This window comes from Sporosarcina sp. NCCP-2222 (assembly GCF_023168145.1).
Classification (GTDB): domain Bacteria; phylum Bacillota; class Bacilli; order Bacillales_A; family Planococcaceae; genus Sporosarcina.
Genome location: NZ_BQYK01000006.1, coordinates 86,549 through 105,567, shown reverse-complemented (window position 1 = coordinate 105,567; position 19,019 = coordinate 86,549). Strand labels below are relative to the sequence as shown.

The following is a 19,019-nucleotide window of genomic DNA, read 5'->3' as shown; positions in this document are numbered from 1 at the left end:
AGGGCGAAGATGATGTTGTGTATCAAATTTCCCAATTTGAAGGGGTAGATGCGATTCTTACAGGGCATAACCACTCTATATTCCCTGGAGATTACGCTGATCTTCCAAACATCAATATGGAAAAAGGCACTGTAAACGGAACGCCGGTCGTAATGCCTGGCAAGTTCGGAAGCCATTTAGGAATTCTTGACTTAGTATTGGAGAAAGACGGAGACAGCTGGAAGGTTGTTGACGGAACAGGTTCATTGCGTGAAGTCGATAAAAAGTCTGACGTTGTGAATCAAAAAGTAATTGATGCAGTAAAAGAAGCTCATGAAGGAACTATCGAATATGTGCGCAGCCCAGTCGGCAAAACAACAGCACCAATTACAAGTTATTTTGCATTAGTAGAAGATGATCCTTCTATACAAATCGTAACGAATGCACAAAAATGGTATGTGGAAGATCAAGTTAAAGGCACAGAATTTGAAAACCTTCCAGTTCTTTCGGCGGGTGCGCCATTTAAAGCAGGCGGACGTAATGGAGCTAACTATTACACAGAAATCCCTGCAGGTGAAATTGCAATTAAGAACGTAGCGGATCTATATGTTTATGACAATACAGTAGCCGCTCTTGTTATGACAGGTGCAGACGTAAAAGAATGGCTTGAAATGTCTGCGGGTCAATTCAACCAAATCGATCCTGCTTCAAGCGAAGAGCAAGACTTGATTAACGGTGAATTCCGTACGTACAACTTTGATGTAATTGATGGCGTCACATATCAAATCGATGTGACACAACCTGCGAAGTATGACTACAAAGGCGAAACAATTAACGAAAAAGCAAGCCGGATTATCAATTTGCAATTTGATGGAAAACCAATCGATCCAGAACAAAAATTCATCGTTGTGACAAACAACTACCGCGCTAGTGGAAACTTCCCGGGTGTTCGTAATGCAATCAATACTATTGAATATGCATACGAAAACCGTGAAGCGATTATGGATTATATGATCGATCAAAAGACAATCGACCCATCTGCTGACAATAACTGGTCATTTGTGCCGGTAGAAGGCGATGCAAAGATTTTCTTCGAAACATCAGCAAAAGCACAAAACGTAGCTCCTAAGGAAGGCGATGTTCAATACGTCGCTCCGACTAAGGACGGCTTTGCGAAATTCTCAATCAAATTGAAATAAGAAGTGACGGAGCGGAGCATATCTCTGCTCCGTTTCTTTTTATCTGCAATTTTTCAAACATCTTTTTCACTCCACGTGTAATATATTCTGTTCCGGGTATCGTAAAGGTTACAATGTGCAGAAGGAGCTGTTTCAATTGGAGAGAAAATTTCAAGTGGAACCAAATGCAAGTGAAGGCCGTGACAGCCGATTTACCGGGATGCCGGATGCAAAGGAATTTCCCGATTTGGAACCTAAGCAGAGTGCCGAAAAGCAAATGGAACAATTCGAGAATACAGTTGGGAAAATGGATGAGGATAAGAAAAAATGAAATACTGAGTGGAGTGAGGCATTGTATCGACAATGCCTTTTTTTTACGTTCCAATCTACTTTTCAAAACAAATCTTTCACGTATACTAATAGGGAGAAAGATTTGGAAAAGAGACTGGGGATAAGACGTTGAGAAAAAGAGTACTGCTAACTGTGTTTTCATTTTTGATGCTGAATGGATGTGGGCCTCTCGGAAAAGCGGAAACAGTTGAAGTGCCAGAGGATTTAGCCATGATCCAATGTAACCTGGATCCTCTGAATTTGAAGGAGAACGCAACACATATCACGGTCGGCATGGTAGGCGACATTTTATTGCACAATCCACTTTATAAATACGACAATTATAATCCTTCTTTTGCAGCCATTTCGGAGGAGCTCCACGGAATCGATTTTCTTTTGGCCAACCAGGAATCGCTGCCGGGCGGAAAAGAGCTTGGCTTATCGGGCTATCCGCGTTTCAATAGCCCCAAGCATATTATCCGAGATTTGAAAGAGAATGGTGTTGATATGATCAATATGGCAAACAATCATACGATGGACCAAACCGAAAACGGGCTTCGAAAGGCGATTGAACATATGAAGGCGTATGGCATGCCATATGTCGGTGCCTATGAATCACAAGAAGATCGAGAGACCGAACGGATAGTGGAGGTAAAAGGGATCCGAATTGGTGTCCTTGCCTATACGTCTGGAACCAATGGACTTCCTGTACCAGCAGGAAAAGATTATATGGTTGGATTAATAGACCAGGAGAAAATGAAGAATGATATCCAATTGATTCGTGAGAAGGTGGATGTTGTCGTCGTTTCGATCCATTGGGGAATGGAATATGCGCTGGAACCCTCTACCTACCAAAAGGAGATAGCTCAATTTCTTGCCGATGCAGGAGTTGATATTGTTTTCGGCCATCATCCCCACGTCTTGCAGCGGTATGAAAAGCTGGGGGAGACGCACGTCTTTTATTCATTAGGAAACTTCTATTCCGCCCAGCAGTTTGATACGACAAACATTGGTGGGATAGGAAAGGTGGGCATCCGAAAGCTGGAGTTTGCCGGACATGAGATGGCAACTGTAGGCGAAGCCCATCTGATCCCGACAGCTGTCATACGCAATGCACAGCGTCGTTATGTCGTCGTTCCGCTCGAACAGGCGGGATTGCAGGCTTCTAAGAATGAGAAGTGGGTAGAGGAGCATGTTGGGCTGACAGCGGAATAAGGGAAAACGACTTCAAAAATAAAAAGCGTCCTGCCTATTTTTTTCGGCAGAACGCTTATTATAATTCATTCAAGTGAATTATTTAGATTCTTCGTCTTTTACTTTAAGAGTGTAGATGAAGTTAGAAACAATTTTTGCTGCTTGCTGACGTGTTGTAAATTGCTCAGGCATAAATTTACCTTCGTAACCTGAAGCGATTCCTAGCTCATGTAGCATGGAAATCGCATTAACAGCTTCTGCAGAGTACTTTCCAAAATCAGAGTAAGGTGCTCTTGCAGTTGCTGTATACTTTGTTCCAGTAGATTTCTCATAAGCACGGTCAAGAATTAAAGCAAACTGTGCACGCGTTACGTTTTGGTTTGGATGGAATTTACCGTCTTCACCCTTAATAATGCCAGCTTCATAGGCAACAGCGATATCTGCTTTTAGGTTGTCAGAAACACCATTTAAATCTTTGAATGGTGCAGCAGCCACGCCTTCAGTTTTCAAGTCTAGCGCTTTCACAATCCAAGAAACCATTTCTGCACGGGTAATCTTTTGACCAGGTTTGAATTTATTATCCTTTTCGAGAATATCTCTGTAATAAAGGTCGGAAACATAAGGATATGCCCAGCTATTTAAGGAAAGATCCTTATAAGGAACAGTTGCGATAATACGACCTTCAAGGCCATTCGTAACGGTACCAATTCCTTGAAGATGATTTGCAAGGTTTTCCCAATCGCTAAATCCTGGTTCGCTTGCACGGCCTTCTTCATAAGCTTTTCCTAAAGCAGCAAAACCATCTCCACCACGAGCTGTAAATACATTTGTCGCAGCTTTGTACATTTTATTGTTTTCCACTTCTTTACCATCAATCTTTAATGAAACAATTCGTTTTCCAGGTTCAGCTGTACCATCGAAAACAACTTGCATACCAGCTACGTGTAAGAATCCTCCGTTTTCTTTCGGGTATTCCTTTACAGAGTGCTCGAATGTTTCTTTCAATTCTGCACCGCTCAGTTCGATAATTGCAAGGTTGTTACCAAATGGCAGTACTGTTAGTACTTCACCGTATGTGATCGGGCCTGTCTTAATAGAAGCGCGGATACCGCCGCCATTTTGGAAAGCGATTGCCACGTTAGGATCAATTTCCTTTGCCTTTTCAAGCATTCCGTCCGTAATGATATTACCTAAGTTTGTTTCACCTGCACGCACCCCGCCAAGTCCACGAAGTCCGCTTAAGAAGACATCTGCAGTTCCACCAGTAGGTTTAGCCATAGTATCATTTACTTGTTTAGTATAAGGAGCAAGCATTTTTTCAGCTTCAGGATCTTTAGCTCCTTCCTTATCAACTGTATGAAGAACACCTTTGTAATCTTTGATAACGCCATTCTCATCAAATGTTACATCTAATTGTCCAAGGAATTTATGGTACTCATTAGTTTGAACAATAATAACGGGTTCTTTATCTTTATTTACCACGTAAGGTTCTTCTAATTTTGAGTGCGTATGACCACCAACAATAATGTCGATGCCAGGAACTTGTTTTGCAAGTTCTTGATCATTATCAATTGCAGGATTGTCATCAAAGCCAATATGTGTGACTGCAATTATTTTATTAATGCCCATTTCTTCGAATGCTGCAACTGCGGCTTTTGCTTCAGTAACATAATTCGTAAATTGAATTGCTTCAGGGCTGGAAATATCAGCAGTCTCTGCAGTAGTCAGACCAAAAATACCGACTTTCTCTCCGTTAATTTCTTTGACAATTCCATTATAGATTTTGCCGTCCTCTGGCTCTGCCACTACTTTTCGTTCTTGTAAGCCATCAAAATTCTTATCTTCTGTGAAGTCAACATTCGCAGAGACAAGAGGGAATTTTGCACCTTTGATAAAGTCAGCAAGCGGTTTATGGCCTTCAGGGCTTGTGCCCAGATCGAATTCATGGTTTCCAAATGTCATTGCATCATAGCCAAGATAATTCATAAACGCCAAATCTGCTTGACCAATGAACTCATTGAAGTAAAGAGTTCCAGAGAATACATCACCAGCATGCAGCAGTACATTATTCGGATGTTCAGCTTGCTTTTCCTTCAATAATGCTGCGAACTGAGCAATATTCTCCAAGTGTGCATGGGAATCATTGTTGTGGAACACTGTCATTGAAAAGTCTTTCGACGCTTCCTCGGCTGAAACGGCAGCAGGTGTGACGCCTGCGATACTGAATAGCAAAATGGAAGCCGCCGCCCCCTTAAAATACTTTTTCGACATAATACACCATCCTCATTTTGTAGTAGTAGTTGTCCATCATTCTTTTATACTAGTGAAAGATAAATAATGACGAAAACGTAGTCATTTCCAGTTTAGCATTATACCGACAAGAGGACAAATTAATTTTTCGTAAACACTTGGCAAAAGAAAAAGCCGGAAAGGATTAATCCTTTCCGGCTAAAAATTATTGGGCGGAGTAATACTGAAGTAATCCTTGGTAGATAGCTTCTGCATAAAGTTCCGCATATTGGTCGCTTGTTAGTTTCTTGAAATCTTCGGGATTCGATAAGAAACCTAATTCTACTAATACAGCGGCGACATTGTTGTTGCGAATAACATAGAATCGTTGGTCACGCACACCACGGTCTGCCATATCAGCGCGTTTGATGATGTTATCATGAATCTTTTTCGCAAGGGCTTTACTTTCTGCAGCATTTGGATTGGTAGAAGAATCGTAATAGACCTCTGTTCCTTTTGCTGAAGTGGAGCCAGCTGAGTTGACATGTATTGAGACAAATGCTTCAGCGTAATGTTTTTTAGCATAATCAGTACGGTCTTGCAGGGAAGGGAACGTATCACCAGAACGTGTCATCAGCACACTAGCTCCGGCTTTCTTCAATTTTGCTTCCACTCGCTTCGCTACATTTAAAGTAATCTCTTTTTCTTTAGCCGTACTTTTTGTTGTACCGGGATCTTTGCCACCATGTCCTGCATCAATGACAATGATTCGATCTTTTAATGGATTGCCAGATTGGTTGATTAGTTTTAAATAGTTTTTATGGACATAACCTGGTCCCTTGCTTGTGTTAACTTTAGCCCAGTAGCCGGAGATCGATAGAATCTCGACCTTCTCACCGAGCTTGAATTTACCGATGACCTCTGATGTCGAGTTGGCTGATTTTCGAACGTTTAAGCTGTCAGCCGTTACTTTGCCGATCAAGCCGCTCGTACCAACGGATGGTTCATTTTCATCTTCTTCCGGAAGAGAAGGTTCTGTCACATCTGGAGGAGTTTCACCAGGTTCTTCTGTTGCTACATCATCACCTGGTTTTTCTACGCCTACATCGACTGTATAACTCTTATTGATATATCCATTTTTTCCGTCAATCAGGATGAGAAGCCAATCGCCAGTCTGGCCAAGCACTTCGACAATCTCTCCATCTTTTAGCTTTCCGACGACATCACCAGTCAATGCGGGATGGCTTCGGACGTTCAGGTTGATGCCGCCTGTTACGACTTTAGCGAAATACGTTCTGGATGTCTGTTCCGGCGGTTTCACCTGCAACGCAAACTTGTCATCCAACGCGCGTGCGACAAAGAGTGCAAATTGGGAACGTGTCAGCAGGTCGTTCGGCAAGAACTTTCCTGCATCTCCTTGCGTGACTCCGGCGTAATAAAGTCCGTTGATTTTATCAGCATACGGATGGTTTTTCATATCCGTGAGCATGAGTGGGTGATCAACTGTGATCTTTTCTGATAAATGGAATGCGACTGAAAGGGCATAACCCATTTCATCACGTTTAATTTTTTCATTAGGATTGAACTTGCCGTCCTTGTCCACTTTAAAGTAACCAAGTTGAACCGCACGGCTTGCAAATTCATACTGCTCCGTGCCCGGTTTCAAGTCCTTGAAAGTAATAGAAGGGGTAGGCATGTCCTTTTTCTTGGAAGCGATTACTAACATTTTGGCAGCTTGTGCGCGTGTCAGATTGTCTCCGGGATTAAACTTGGAAACTTTATTCACAACGCCGAGATCAGCTATGTAATGTACTGCCTCAAAATATTCCTTGTCTGGAGATACGTCAGAGAATTTGAATTGTGCCGAGGAATGACCTGGGACGATGGAAACAAGAGCGAAAAACAACAAAGCAACAGTGGCCCATTTAATCGTTTTCATGGTGTCCTCCCTAATTTTTACTATTGGTGTAGGTTTAGTGTAACAGTGTAGATTCATTAAATCTAGAGGAATTTCGATAGATTTATATAGTTTTCTACATAAAACCGGGTGTCCCCAAAAACGGAACACCCGGTTCGATATGCATTATTGGTTAAGACGTTCGACAATCCTGTTGAATTGCTTTGCAGTAAGCTTATCGTTTAATCCAAAAGAACCATCTTCATAGCCGCTTGCAATATGATTATATGCTAGTGTGCTAATATATTCAGTTGCCCAATGATCCGTAGGGACGTCTGAGAATGTCTGTTGTGATGTGCCTTCCAGATGGAATGCTTCGACAACTATTTTTGCTAGTTGTGCTCGTGTCAATGAACCGTCTGGATTAAACTTGCCATCGTTACCTGAAAAGATGCCGGCGTTTGTAACAGCCATGATGGCATCATAGTGTGGGTGGCTGGCAGGTACATCTGAGAAAGCCGTCTGGTGAGACAGGTCTTCTAAACCGAGTTCTTTATATAATGTTTCTGCCACTTCTGAACGTGTTACATATTTCGGCAAGGTAGCGGATTCATCAAATGCGACTGTCTTCTGGTCAAATTTTGCTACCCGCTTGGCACCTAAGTAACGGCTGCCCCAGTAAGCCGGGTCGTTGACCGAAGAAATCATGACACCTTTACTTGTAGATGCATGGATGAACCGGCTGGAGCCGATATAAATACCGACATGCGAAACACCTTTGCCTGTCGTGTTGAAGAACACAAGATCTCCTGTTGTCAGATCGCTTTTCTTAACAGATGTTCCCATTGCATACTGTTCGCCTGTCGATCTTGGAATTGAATGACCTTCTTTTTTAAATACATATTGCGTATATCCTGAGCAGTCGAATCCGGATGTGGTTGTCCCACCGTATGAATACGGTGTGCCGATATAGTTCTTCGCTGTACTAACGAGCGCTGTCGGTGAATTCGCTGAGGCCATGGCTGGAATTGACGTTGCGATTAAAACTGACCCAAACAAAGCTACAATAAGTCTTTTCATTATGGTTCCCAAATTCCCCTTCCGCACGTTTTATACAGTGTGCTTTTATCTGAAACCAATATTAGCACAGCTAAACCTTCATTTCGGTTACAGTTACATTACAATAACGTTACAAAGCCTAGTAATCTTATAAACCTCTTCACTGCGCTGTTTTCAAGAGGTTTGGAACTTTTTCAAACAGTATTTCGTTCCCTTATGAAATAGATTTTCACTAGCAATCTAGATCTTTAGGCGATTGAAAGTAAGTTCCAACGGACTAGATAAAAGGCTCAAGCGTTTTATTACAGACATATTACATATGAACTTTATCTCATGAAAACCGGCCTAGACTGCCGGTAACTCCTCTCGTATTCGTTGCGGCATGCACTTATGCTATAATCGTTCAATGGAAGTGAAGGTAGAATAAGTAGATGGGAAGAGAATAGATGCGAAAAATAGCGGTTTTCAGCAATATGTATCCTTCCGGACCACATCCGACGTTTGGGATATTTGTTAAAAATCAAGTGGAATTACTGCGTTCCAATGGGCTCGATGTTGATGTGATTGCAATCGACGACCCAGCAAAAGGGAAAGGGGCAGCTGCAAAGAAATATGGGACTTGGCTGCTTCGCTCGTTTGTATATATGTTGAAAAATAGAAAGCGTATCTCGTTGACACATAGCCATTATGCTTTCCCGACCGGGCTCATTTCATTGATGGGAAAACGGATTTGGAAGCTGCCGTATGTCATTACGGTTCATGGCGGAGATATTGATAAGATGGCAGCGAAAGGCGGAAAGATCGCTTCCATGACAGCTTCCATCCTTCAAAATGCAGAGGCTGTCATCGTTGTCGGAGAAAGACTGAAGCAAGATGTAATCCAAAAGTTTGGCGTCCAGGAAGAGCAGGTTTATGTAATGAGCATGGGAGTGGACACTACAGTGTTCAAACCATATCCGAAAGAGGAAACGAGGATGGAATTGGACATACCGGCACAGGAAAAAGTGGTCTTATATGTTGGGAATTTGATTGAAGCAAAAGGCCTGCTGGAGTTGGTTGAAGCGTTTAAACTTGTCAAACATGAAAGTCCTGATGCATCACTCTATTTGATCGGGTCACCAAAGGACGAAGGGTTTATGGAAAAGTTGGCGAAGCATATGTTGAAACATGACGTCAAAGTGGTCCAGCAAATGCCAAAGCCGCAAAATGAAATCGCCCGGTGGATGGCTGCTTCGGATGTATTTGTCCTTCCATCTCACCATGAAGGCTTTGGGCTAGTCGTTCTGGAAGCGATGGCAACTGGAACGAAGGTTGTCGGCACAGATGTGGGCGGTCTCTCGTATTTGCTTGCTGATCAAGCGGGGATTGCAGTAGAGCCGAAAAATGCCGATTCTCTGGCGGATGGCATACTTCAGGCATTGAATGGCGAGGCGGTATTGAATCGAGAGATGGTTCAAAGCAAAGTGGAATCAAACTCGTTTGAATCAATCAGTGAACGACTTTTGTCAATCTACCGCTCTATAGAAGATAAGGCAGGTCTGGGCGAATGAGCAAATTTATTAAAATTATTGGCGCTGTAGCTGTCATCAACATTCTGGCCCGGCTTATTGGATTTGCCCGGGAAATGGTCATCGGAAACCAATACGGAACTAGTCGTGTTGCCGATGCGATTGCAACTGCTTATACGATTCCGAACTTCCTTTATCTCGTAATTGGAGGGGGCTTAACGACAGCATTCATTTCTGTCTATCATTCGACTTCAGCAGATAAAGCACTATTTATCAGAAAATCGTTTACGACAGTACTGGCATTTATCTCAGTCATTACAGTACTGGCATTTGTATTTGCAGAGCCATTCCTAAGAATTGTATTCTTTAAGCTGTCGAATGCGGAAATAGCTGCCGTCTATCCACTATTTCTATGGATGATGCCGTCCACGATTTTCCTTGTTCTCTCGACTTGGATGAGCGGGTTGCTTAATTTGCATGATCGCTTCCACCTTTCGAGTGTCGCCATTCTTGTGTACAATGCGGCATTTCTCGTCATCGGAGCTGTCCTGACGTACTCAATCGGACCGATTTCCTATGGAGTCGGAGCGTTTGTCAGTGCGGTGCTTATGGTCGTGTTTCTCTATGTAGGCATTAAGCGGAGCAATTTATCTTCTCTTAAGCCATCATTCGGTATGACGGATGATATTAAACGGGTATGGGTCATTGCCCTTCCCATTTTACTTGGAGGCGCATCATTGCAATTTTATGCTATTATCCAGCGGGTTGCGGCGACCGGATTAAGTGAAGGGGCGATTTCGGCCATCAACTACGCATCCAAACTGAGCGGTTTCCCGCAAGCCGTCATGATGACAGCCGTAACGACGGTCATTTATCCAATGCTGAGCAGGAAGGAAGGCGAAGGGGATACGGAGACAATCCGTTCCTTGTACAAGAAAGGGATGCTCTATCTAGCCGCTTTAATTGTCCCAGCCACAATAATCGCCTACTTCTTTGCAGACCCGATTGTCCGGCTCGTTTTTGGACATGGCGAGTTTGGTGGAAAATCAATCGCCATAACTGTGCCGATTTTCAAAGCATTCTCGTTGTCCATGTTCTTTTTGGCGGCAAACACCTATGTCACACGTTTCTATTATGCGAAAGGGAATTCAATTGCCCCTGTCATATTTAGTCTGATCAGTGTATTAGGAATCAACATTGCGATCATTTACGCTTTGGTAGATTCTCTCGGTGCTGTGGCCATTGCATACGGCACTGTCATCAGTTCCGCTGCAAACTTCATCATGCTTTGGCTTTATGCGCGGATTAAATGGAAGCTGTAATATGAAATAAAAAAGACAAGAGCTTTTTCCTGTCAAAAGGGAAGCGGTTCTTGTTTTTTTTATGGGAATAATAGTGGAATGATTGAAAAATATTTAATGTTCAGTATAATTTAAAATAACATTCTACTTTTCATAGCGTCATAGACCTCTTAGAGAACGAATCACCTATCCTTTTGTAAGCGCTTACGAGAAGGGGATGATAAACAAAAAGGGGGATGTAACAGTGAAAAGGAGTAGCCTTCGATGGATAATGGTTTTGCTCGGGGTTGTGCTCGTCTTATCCGCTTGTGGGGAAGGCAAGAAAAATATTGCAATTGGACCACCCGCAAGTGAAACGAACAATGTTTCAAAAATCATTTTGGAAGCCTATGGTATTGGTGACGGAGACTATAAAGCATTTCAGGAAAGCTTTGGAGCGGCAGCAGACGGTGTGCAGGACGGAAATATCGATATTTCCATCGGGATTTTGGGACTGCCGGCTTCCAGTATAGAAAGTTTACAGGCATCTGCCAAAGATGTAAGGATGTTAAGCCTGTCCGACGAGGCGGTCAAACAGATTGAAGAGAAATCAGGCTACAAACCGTACACGATTCCAAAAGATTCGTATGATTTCTTGACAGAAGATGTCCAAACCGTAACCGCTTATGCCATTCTTATGGGTAACACCGATACAATCGATGAGGAGCTTGGATATGAACTGGCAAAAAGCATGATTGAAAATGCCAGTGAAAATACCCATGCCCAAGCGAAGCAAATGATTTTGGAAAATGCGCTGAACGGTTCTGAAGGACTTCCAATTCATCCTGGAGCGAAGAAGTATTATGAAGAACAAGGGTTGACAGTCGATAACGAAGTGGCGGAACTTTCCGCTTCAAAGGATAACCGGAAATCAGAGCTTACGCTGGGTACAGGAAGCCAGGGGGGAACGTATTATCCGCTAGGCGGAGAAATGGCGAACCTTTGGAATAAATACATTGATGGCATCAACGTGACGAACATGGAGACGGGCGCGTCAGTTGAAAATCTCTCGACTATTTCGCAAGGGAATATGGATCTCGGGATGACAGTACACGTTCCTGCCTTGAATGCGATTGAGGGCAAGGCTGATTTCGATGGAAATCCGGTAAAGAATGCTGCCTTCATCGGACATATTTATCCGGAAGTCGTACAGATCGTAACTCGTGAGAAGACTGGAATCACTAGTTTTGAAGACTTGAAATGATAGAAGCACAAGGAAGTGGATGGGAGATAATTTAAGTAGCTAGGAGGAAAGGAAATGAAAGAGAAAAAGGTGGTCGATGCACAGGAAATCCTTGAAAAATTTGATAAGGAAAATCAGTATCGCATCAATATCGGCAGATGGGCCTGGATCGTTACGTTTTTAGGTGTCGCCTTAACAATTTTTCATCTCTATACCGGCCTGACAAGTGTGCTGCCTTCGCAGCAGCAAGGGGCCATCCATCTGGGAACAGCACTCGGAATCGTCTTCTTGCTGTATCCGGCGAAAAAAGAATGGAGAAAGACGCAGAAGGGCGTTCCGTGGTATGATGTCGTGCTGGCTTTCACGGCGATGTATGTGGCGTATCATAAAATCATTTTTTTTGATTCCATCCTGCAAAGCCGGGTGTCCGGTTATAGTGCTCTTGATATTATTATCTCCATTCTTGGCATCCTATTAGTCTTGGAAGCGACAAGAAGGACAGTAGGCTTGCCGATTGTCATCGTTGCACTAGTTGCCATTAGCTATGCCATTTTGGGCAACCATATACCAACGAAAATCCTGTCCCATCCTGGATTTGCTGTAGATCGGACGATGACGAATCTCTGGTACCGTGAAAGCGGGGTATTCGGAACACCGCTTCAAATATCAGCAAAATTCATTTTCCTGTTCCTCTTTTTCGGTGTGCTTCTCGTCAACACGCCAATTGGACAGTTTTTCAATAACTTGGCATTTTCCCTGACAGGGCGGTTTACCGGCGGAACAGCAAAAGCAGCGGTAGTGGCCAGTGCACTGCAAGGGACCGTTTCTGGCAGTTCTGTCGGTAATACGGTGGCGACCGGTTCATTCACCATTCCAATGATGAAAAGGGCTGGATTTAAACCGGAGTTTGCTGCAGCAACGGAAGCTTCTGCCTCGACCGGAGGACAGATTATGCCTCCGATGATGGGGGCGGCAGCGTTTATCATGATGGAGTATTTAGGGGTCAGCTATGCCCAGATCATGCTGGCGGCGGTCATTCCTGCGATCCTCTATTTCACCGGGATTTTCATCGGGACTCATTTTGAGGCGAAACGGCTCAATATTCTCGGCCTGCCGAAATCGGAGCTTCCGGTGTTTAAGAAAATTTTTGTGCGGGATGGCTATATGATCATTCCGTTGCTCGTGATCATTGTTACCATCATGTCGGGTTTTACACCACAAAGAGCAGCACTCTTCGGGATCGCTTCTGCTTTCGTCATCTGGATTTTCAACGCATTGGTCCGAAAGGAGTCGGAATTCAGTTTTAATAAAATCATTTACGTGCTCGAGCAAGGGGGCCGAGTTGCCCTGCCGGTAATCGCCGCTGTTGCAACTGCAGGCATTATAGCGGGCGTTGTCAGCATGACAGGGTTAGGAGCAAAATTCGCTGCTGGCATTATTGCTCTCTCTAACGGCTACCTCATCCTCGCTCTTTTCTTTACAATGATTGCATGTATCGTTCTCGGGATGGGACTGCCGACTACTGCAAACTATGTTGTAACGGCGACAATCGCAGCGCCTGCTTTGATTAATGAATTCGGCATTGCTCCGATTGCTGCGCATATGTTCGTCTTCTATTTCGGCATTGTGGCGGATATCACACCGCCTGTTTGTCTCGCGGCGTATGCGGGCGCGGGGATTGCTAAGGCCAACCCGTTTAAGACAGGAATGACAGCCGTCAAACTGGCAATTGCGGCGTTTATCATTCCGTATATCTTCATCTACAATCCCATTTTCGTATTTGTAGATATTACAGCTTTTAAATTAATTACGGGCTTAATCACCGCTCTGATCGGCATGGTCGGAGTCAGCAGCGCGGTAATCGGATTTTTTATCCGCAACTCGCGGCTATGGGAACGAATTGTACTATTTGGAGCGGGGCTCATGCTAATCCTGCCTGAATTTTATACAAGTCTCGCAGGAATCGTATTGATTACTCTGATCTGGGTTATTCAAAAGAAACGGCCGGAAGAGGAAGCGAGACGGAAAATGGTTACGGTGTAAACCAAAAGTGACAGGTGGCGGAAACGATTCGGTTTCCGCCACCTGTTTTTAATGAATTAATACATTCTCTCCCTAATGCTACTCTCTACATGAAAAAATTCTCTTTTCCGATCTTATTGTTCAGGCCGCTTCGTTTGAGGATGGCTGTTTTTTCTTTTGGCAATCGTTTGATCTTAATCTCGATGGCTTTTCGCTCTGCCTCGTCCAGCATGGCAAAAAGTGTTGCTTCGCCTGTAGCGTCCATCATGGCAAGGTGTTCTAAATCGAGGATTACGACACTTTCTTCCTCAAGCAACATTTTCGGATAGCTTTCTTCAAAACGTTTCGCTGTTCCAAAAAATAAAGGACCATCTATTGCAAATTTACGAACAGTCTTTCCGCCATCGCCAAACTTGAGTTTTTCTACGTCTGAAAGTTTTTGCGGAACGATCGCCAGCTTTCCGCTCATTTTCTTCAGGAATGAAAGGGCTGCAAGCAATATGCCTATTTGGACAGCCACTGTCAAATTGATGAAAACGGTAAGCAGGAACGTCGTCAGCAACACAATCGAGTCGCTTGAACGCAAAGACAAAATATGAACAAATGCATGTCGGGCACTCATATTCCAAGCGACATACATGAGGATCGGCGCCATGGAAGCTAAAGGGATAAAGGAAGCGTACGGTGCAAATACTACCAAGAAGCCTAGAACAAACGCACTCTGCACCATCCCGGAAACAGGGCTAACGGCGCCTGACCTGATATTCGTCGCCGTTCTGGCAATGGCTCCCGTAGCCGGTATGCCGCCAAATAGAGGTGTGATCAGATTGGCGATCCCTTGACCGAATAATTCCTTTTTCGAATTATGCTTCTCCCCATTTTTCATCCCGTCCGCCACGACAGCGGATAACAGTGACTCAATGGCTCCTAGTGCCGCGATAATCAAAGCAGGCTGCCACAAAGTGATAAGTTTGGATAGAGTAATATGAGGCAAATGAAAACTAGTCAAAGTTCTTGGAATTCCCCCGAATGCCGATCCGATTGTTTCCACTTGTCCTGGAAAGAATAGAAAAGAGACGATGGTCGGTATTAACAGAGCGACCAATAACAACGGAATGCGCGGCGCTATTTTAGGCAATAGTAAAATGACGGCCAGGCCAATCAAAGCTGTTACAATACTGTAGCCGTTGATGGTATGGATTTGATTGATGAGTCCTGCTATGTTCTCATGAAAAAACTCATGATTGGACAAACCGGTTAATCCTAGAAAATTGCCCAGCTGGCCAGTGAAAATAATCACGGCAATCCCTGTTGTAAAACCGATCGTAATAGATCGGGGGACGAAATGGATGAGCTGGCTGACGCCGAGAAAACTCATGAGGAGGAGAAACACTCCTGCCATCATTCCGGCAATCAGCAGATCCTCATAGCCGTATTGAAGGACTATAGCGAGCAAGATGGGAATAAACGCATCGGTCGGACCCGCAATTTGAAAACGGCTTCCTCCGAATAGAGCGACCAGGAAACCGGCAATGATTGTCGTGTATAAGCCGTATTCCGGCTTGACGCCTGAAGCAATTGCAAAAGCCATCCCTAGTGGAATGGCTACGATCCCTTCAGTGATTCCGGCAATCATATCTTTTTGGAATCCGGCAGCATTATAAGAAATAAAACGGTTATCCTTGAACAAGATTGTTCACTTCTGCCACTTTATTTTTTTGAACATTGTTTCACTCGTCATTTGAAAAGTGGCAACATACTTGGAAAAAACATAGGTCTTACTTCTCTGAAAAGTGAGTTAGCCATTGGGAGTTTGTTTAATTGCTATTGAATAAAAAAAGGATTATTATTTAGATGTCAAAATAAATTTATGAGGAGCGGTACTCATGGAAAGATTCCAAGATAAAGTAGTATTTGTAACAGGCGGAGCATCCGGCATGGGCGAAATGATGGTACGTCTATTTGCAGCAGAAGGAGCAAAAGTGGTTGCCGCTGATATTAACGAAGAGGCGCTTAGCCAAAAATGGGGCAGCTTTGACAACGTTTCAACAGTGCGTTTGAACGTTACTTCAGATGAAGAATGGGCTGCAGCAATGAAAACGGTGAAGGATCAATTCGGCAAATTGGATATCCTCGTGAATAATGCAGGTATTTCCACTGAAAAACCAATGGATGCAATCACAATTGAAGATTGGCGGAGACTTTCCGATATTAATGGATTTGGTACATTCCTTGGCTTGAAACATGCACTTGCGAATATGAAAGACGCGAAAAAAGGATCGATTGTCAACATCTCTTCTTATACAGCATTGATCGGTATGGGACTTAACCCATATTCCGCTTCTAAAGGCTCGGTACGCGCTATTTCACGTGCGGCAGCAGCTGAATATGGCCAACATGGCATCCGTGTAAACACAGTATTCCCAGGTGTTATTGAAACACCGATGGTTAAAGACTTGGAATCCTCTAAAGCAGTTCTTGACATGCTCATCAAAGCAACACCGCTTCAACGTCTCGGACAACCAGAAGATGTTGCGAAAGCAGTACTCTTCCTTGCTTCTGATGATGCAGCTTACATCTCAGGTGCTGAACTTGTCATCGACGGTGGCTATTCCGCTAGATAATGAATAAAGAATCCGCCCTTCGGCAGAGGGGCGGATGTTTTTATGATGTGCGAGGTGCAAACTCCCGCTTTTGCTGTATCGCTCGTGCAACCTGATACCGATGAGGAAGTTCGATTTGAGCCTGCTGAACAATATCCAACTGAGAGAACGCAGCTTTTGTCGTACCGTCGAATAAGACTTTGCCCTGGCCCACGACAATCGTTCGTCCAAATACTTCTGACACAAAATCCATGTCATGTAAAATGCAGATCACCAATTTACCTTTCGCATGAAGCCCCGCAATTATCTCTTGTAACCGTAATTTGCCTTCATAATCCTGTCCCATAGTCGGTTCATCAAAAATAATAATGTCTGGATCCATAGCAAGGATGGAGGCCACACCAATTAATTTCCGTTCGGCCAAACTGACGTCATACGGATTTTCTTCTGCCTTCTCTCTCAAGCCGACAGCTTTTAGCTGCTGCAAGGCCAATGATTTTGCTTCAGCTTTGGTGATCCCCATATTGAGCGGTCCGAACATCACTTCATCGAGAATGCTCTTTTTGAAGATTTGATCATCTGGATTTTGGAAAATGAGTCCGACTTTTTTTGCAAGTTTGGCTGCAGTCGTATCTATCGTATCTGTTTCATCGATGACAATTCGTCCATCCGAAGGTATGAGCAAAGCCTTCATCAGTTTCACCAGCGTCGTTTTCCCGGCTCCATTTTGTCCAACAATAGCAATCGGTTCGCTGGAAAGATCGAGTGTAATGGAATCGAGCACTTTTTGTCCATCTGAATACGAAAACGATAGCTCTTCTATGTGAATATGGGATGTCTCAAGTTTCTCTTGTAGAGGGAAGAGTCCATCCAAAGGTTCATCCATTTCAAAAGCGAGCAATTCCTCCAGTGTAACCGGGAAGGGGGAGCTTTCTTTGCGAAGACCGTATTTCTTGGCGACCGTCGTATAAATAGGCGGTTCAACGCCCATCTCCATCAGATCTTCCCGAGAAAATACAACTGCCGGTTCTCCATCCTGGATTAACTTCCCATCATGCAACAATAAAATCCGATCTGAATAAGCAGCCAGCTTTTCCATCTTCTTTTCCGCCATGACGATTGTCATGCCATCTTGCGTTAGCTTCTCCACGATGGTAAATACTTCTTCTGCGCCCTGCGGGTCAAGCTGACTCGTCGGCTCATCGAGGACAAGAATCTCCGGCTGCATGGCAATGATGCTGGCGATCGCAAGCCGCTGCATTTGTCCGCCCGAAAGGTCAAACGGATTTTTACGCCGGAGATGTTCGATTCCGAGCATATGAAGACTTTCTTGGATTCTCTCGTGCATCACTTCACGAGGAAGGCCCAGGTTCTCTAGGCCGAATGCAATTTCATCAGCGACTGTAAATTTCGCTCCGCTTAATTGGGAGAACGGATTATCAAATACGAACCCAACTTTTGACGTAATTCTACTTAATGAAGAGGCAAGGATTTCATCGCCATCCAGTAATACTCGGCCCCCGTACGCTCCCTTGAAAAAGTGGGGGACCAGTCCGCATAAAGCATAGCATAATGTTGTTTTGCCAGCTGTATTTCTGCCCGCAATGCCGATGAATTCCCCTTTGTCGACAGTAAAAGAGATTTCATCCAATGCGAGCACGGAGCGGTTTGGATATCGATATTTCAATTGTTCTACATGAAGAAGGCTCATAACCAGATCCTCCAAACGATAACGAATAGTAAGAGGGACGTAAGCAATGTCTTCGCTACGGTCCCGTATGGATACTGTGGCAGTTCATGCAGCCTTGTTCGTTTTCCTGTCGAATTAAACCCCCGAACTTCAAGAGCGATAGATCTTTCACGCGTCTCGGCAAGGGAACGAAGCACAACGGGACCAAGCAGCGGGATGAACGATTTAACACGAACCCACAGGCTCCCCTCCATCTCCAGTCCTCGTGCCCGTTGTGCATCCATAATTTTACCCGTTAGCGCCATCATCTGAGGGATGATCTGCAAGACAGACAAAAGGACATAGCCGAACCTGTGCGACAGCCCTTTTTGCACCAATGCTTCCACTAATTCATCTGGCTTTGTCGTTAATATGAGCACGCCAAATGCGCAGACCATATTAAGGACACGCAGCAAAATTAAAAAGGCGATTGAAAATCCTTCTTTATACAAAGTAAAAGGTCCGATATCCCACAGAACGGTAGCCCGGTCGGGATGAAAGAATCCTTGGACAACGAGGATAGAGGCGAGCAGTACAAAGCTGACACCAATGATTGGCAAAATGGAACGGAAAACTTTCCCGATAATCAGCATTAGAATGCTCACCGCAAGCACTATTGACACCAATAGATGCGTAGGCAGCATATAAGAAATAACGACAGAAGTGAATACATAAAACATCTTAGTCAACGGATCCATTCGATGGACAGGCGATCCATTTTCTAGGTGGACGTATAAAGTCATGTTGCGCATGCTCGCACCTCCGAAC

The 19,019-nt window shown here is 44.0% G+C and carries 14 protein-coding genes; 8 read left to right on the top strand and 6 right to left on the bottom strand.

Features of this window, described 5'->3' with window-relative positions; all coding sequences use genetic code 11:
* From NCCP2222_RS13890 to NCCP2222_RS13880, 3 genes are all read left to right on the top strand, one after another.
* Nucleotides 1-1,178: bifunctional 2',3'-cyclic-nucleotide 2'-phosphodiesterase/3'-nucleotidase (locus NCCP2222_RS13890; RefSeq protein WP_248512952.1), on the top strand; the 1,178-nt coding region annotated here is incomplete at its 5' end.
* Between the two features lie 136 nt (nt 1,179-1,314).
* Entirely contained in the window at nt 1,315-1,488 is a 174-nt protein-coding gene (locus NCCP2222_RS13885; protein ID WP_238080623.1) for a hypothetical protein, read from the top strand.
* Nucleotides 1,489-1,616: 128 nt separating this feature from the next.
* On the top strand, nt 1,617-2,702 hold the full coding sequence (locus NCCP2222_RS13880; RefSeq protein WP_248512951.1) for a CapA family protein: 1,086 nt from the start codon (nt 1,617-1,619) through the stop codon (nt 2,700-2,702).
* Nucleotides 2,703-2,780: 78 nt separating this feature from the next.
* On the opposite strand, the gene NCCP2222_RS13875 is transcribed toward NCCP2222_RS13880, so the two are convergent.
* The 3 genes from NCCP2222_RS13875 to NCCP2222_RS13865 all read right to left on the bottom strand — a co-directional run bounded on the left by NCCP2222_RS13875 (nt 2,781) and on the right by NCCP2222_RS13865 (nt 7,887).
* Nucleotides 2,781-4,952 carry a 5'-nucleotidase C-terminal domain-containing protein gene (locus tag NCCP2222_RS13875; protein ID WP_248512950.1) on the bottom strand — a complete coding sequence of 724 codons (2,172 nt, stop codon included), beginning with the start codon at nt 4,950-4,952 and terminating at the stop codon, nt 2,781-2,783.
* Nucleotides 4,953-5,136: 184 nt separating this feature from the next.
* Nucleotides 5,137-6,849, bottom strand: coding sequence for an N-acetylmuramoyl-L-alanine amidase (locus NCCP2222_RS13870; RefSeq protein ID WP_248512949.1), 1,713 nt, complete (start codon nt 6,847-6,849; stop codon nt 5,137-5,139).
* 144 nt (nt 6,850-6,993) lie between these two features.
* The gene (locus NCCP2222_RS13865; protein ID WP_248512948.1) at nt 6,994-7,887 is read right to left on the bottom strand and encodes a C40 family peptidase; all 894 of its coding nucleotides are present in this window, start codon (nt 7,885-7,887) and stop codon (nt 6,994-6,996) included.
* A 425-nt stretch (nt 7,888-8,312) separates the two neighbouring features.
* On the opposite strand from NCCP2222_RS13865, the gene NCCP2222_RS13860 reads away from it, so the two are divergent.
* The 4 genes from NCCP2222_RS13860 (at nt 8,313) to NCCP2222_RS13845 (ending at nt 13,940) form a co-directional block, all read left to right on the top strand.
* Nucleotides 8,313-9,416 (top strand): glycosyltransferase, encoded by a 1,104-nt coding sequence (locus NCCP2222_RS13860; protein ID WP_248512947.1) that lies wholly within the window; start codon nt 8,313-8,315, stop codon nt 9,414-9,416.
* Nucleotides 9,413-10,696, top strand: a complete 1,284-nt coding sequence (murJ, locus tag NCCP2222_RS13855; protein ID WP_248512946.1) for a murein biosynthesis integral membrane protein MurJ — start codon at nt 9,413-9,415, stop codon at nt 10,694-10,696. Before NCCP2222_RS13860 ends, murJ begins: the two co-directional genes overlap by 4 nt.
* Before the next feature lie 223 nt (nt 10,697-10,919).
* Entirely contained in the window at nt 10,920-11,918 is a 999-nt protein-coding gene (locus NCCP2222_RS13850; protein WP_248512945.1) for a TAXI family TRAP transporter solute-binding subunit, read from the top strand.
* 54 nt (nt 11,919-11,972) lie between these two features.
* Nucleotides 11,973-13,940, top strand: a complete 1,968-nt coding sequence (locus NCCP2222_RS13845; protein WP_248512944.1) for a TRAP transporter permease — start codon at nt 11,973-11,975, stop codon at nt 13,938-13,940.
* Between the two features lie 85 nt (nt 13,941-14,025).
* Here NCCP2222_RS13845 and NCCP2222_RS13840 read toward each other — a convergent pair whose 3' ends face one another.
* Entirely contained in the window at nt 14,026-15,609 is a 1,584-nt protein-coding gene (locus tag NCCP2222_RS13840; RefSeq protein WP_248512943.1) for a SulP family inorganic anion transporter, read from the bottom strand.
* 196 nt (nt 15,610-15,805) lie between these two features.
* Here NCCP2222_RS13840 and NCCP2222_RS13835 point away from each other — a divergent pair, with 196 nt between their 5' ends.
* The gene (locus NCCP2222_RS13835; RefSeq protein WP_248512942.1) at nt 15,806-16,543 is read left to right on the top strand and encodes an SDR family NAD(P)-dependent oxidoreductase; all 738 of its coding nucleotides are present in this window, start codon (nt 15,806-15,808) and stop codon (nt 16,541-16,543) included.
* A 40-nt stretch (nt 16,544-16,583) separates the two neighbouring features.
* Here NCCP2222_RS13835 and NCCP2222_RS13830 read toward each other — a convergent pair whose 3' ends face one another.
* Together NCCP2222_RS13830 and NCCP2222_RS13825 are read right to left on the bottom strand one after the other, a co-directional pair.
* Complete coding sequence (locus NCCP2222_RS13830; protein ID WP_248512941.1) at nt 16,584-18,233, bottom strand: ABC transporter ATP-binding protein; 1,650 nt, start codon at nt 18,231-18,233, stop codon at nt 16,584-16,586.
* The gene (locus NCCP2222_RS13825; RefSeq protein WP_248512940.1) at nt 18,230-19,003 is read right to left on the bottom strand and encodes an energy-coupling factor transporter transmembrane component T family protein; all 774 of its coding nucleotides are present in this window, start codon (nt 19,001-19,003) and stop codon (nt 18,230-18,232) included. Before NCCP2222_RS13825 ends, NCCP2222_RS13830 begins: the two co-directional genes overlap by 4 nt.
* Nucleotides 19,004-19,019 lie beyond the last annotated feature (16 nt).

Coding starts and splice junctions, on each gene's coding strand:
- murJ (WP_248512946.1), top strand. CDS start 9,413: ATGAGCAAATTTATTAAAATTATTGGCGCTGTAGCTGTCATCAACATT.
- NCCP2222_RS13835 (WP_248512942.1), top strand. CDS start 15,806: ATGGAAAGATTCCAAGATAAAGTAGTATTTGTAACAGGCGGAGCATCC.
- NCCP2222_RS13830 (WP_248512941.1), bottom strand. CDS start 18,233: ATGAGCCTTCTTCATGTAGAACAATTGAAATATCGATATCCAAACCGC.
- NCCP2222_RS13860 (WP_248512947.1), top strand. CDS start 8,313: ATGCGAAAAATAGCGGTTTTCAGCAATATGTATCCTTCCGGACCACAT.
- NCCP2222_RS13845 (WP_248512944.1), top strand. CDS start 11,973: ATGAAAGAGAAAAAGGTGGTCGATGCACAGGAAATCCTTGAAAAATTT.
- NCCP2222_RS13875 (WP_248512950.1), bottom strand. CDS start 4,952: ATGTCGAAAAAGTATTTTAAGGGGGCGGCGGCTTCCATTTTGCTATTC.
- NCCP2222_RS13865 (WP_248512948.1), bottom strand. CDS start 7,887: ATGAAAAGACTTATTGTAGCTTTGTTTGGGTCAGTTTTAATCGCAACG.
- NCCP2222_RS13825 (WP_248512940.1), bottom strand. CDS start 19,003: ATGCGCAACATGACTTTATACGTCCACCTAGAAAATGGATCGCCTGTC.
- NCCP2222_RS13870 (WP_248512949.1), bottom strand. CDS start 6,849: ATGAAAACGATTAAATGGGCCACTGTTGCTTTGTTGTTTTTCGCTCTT.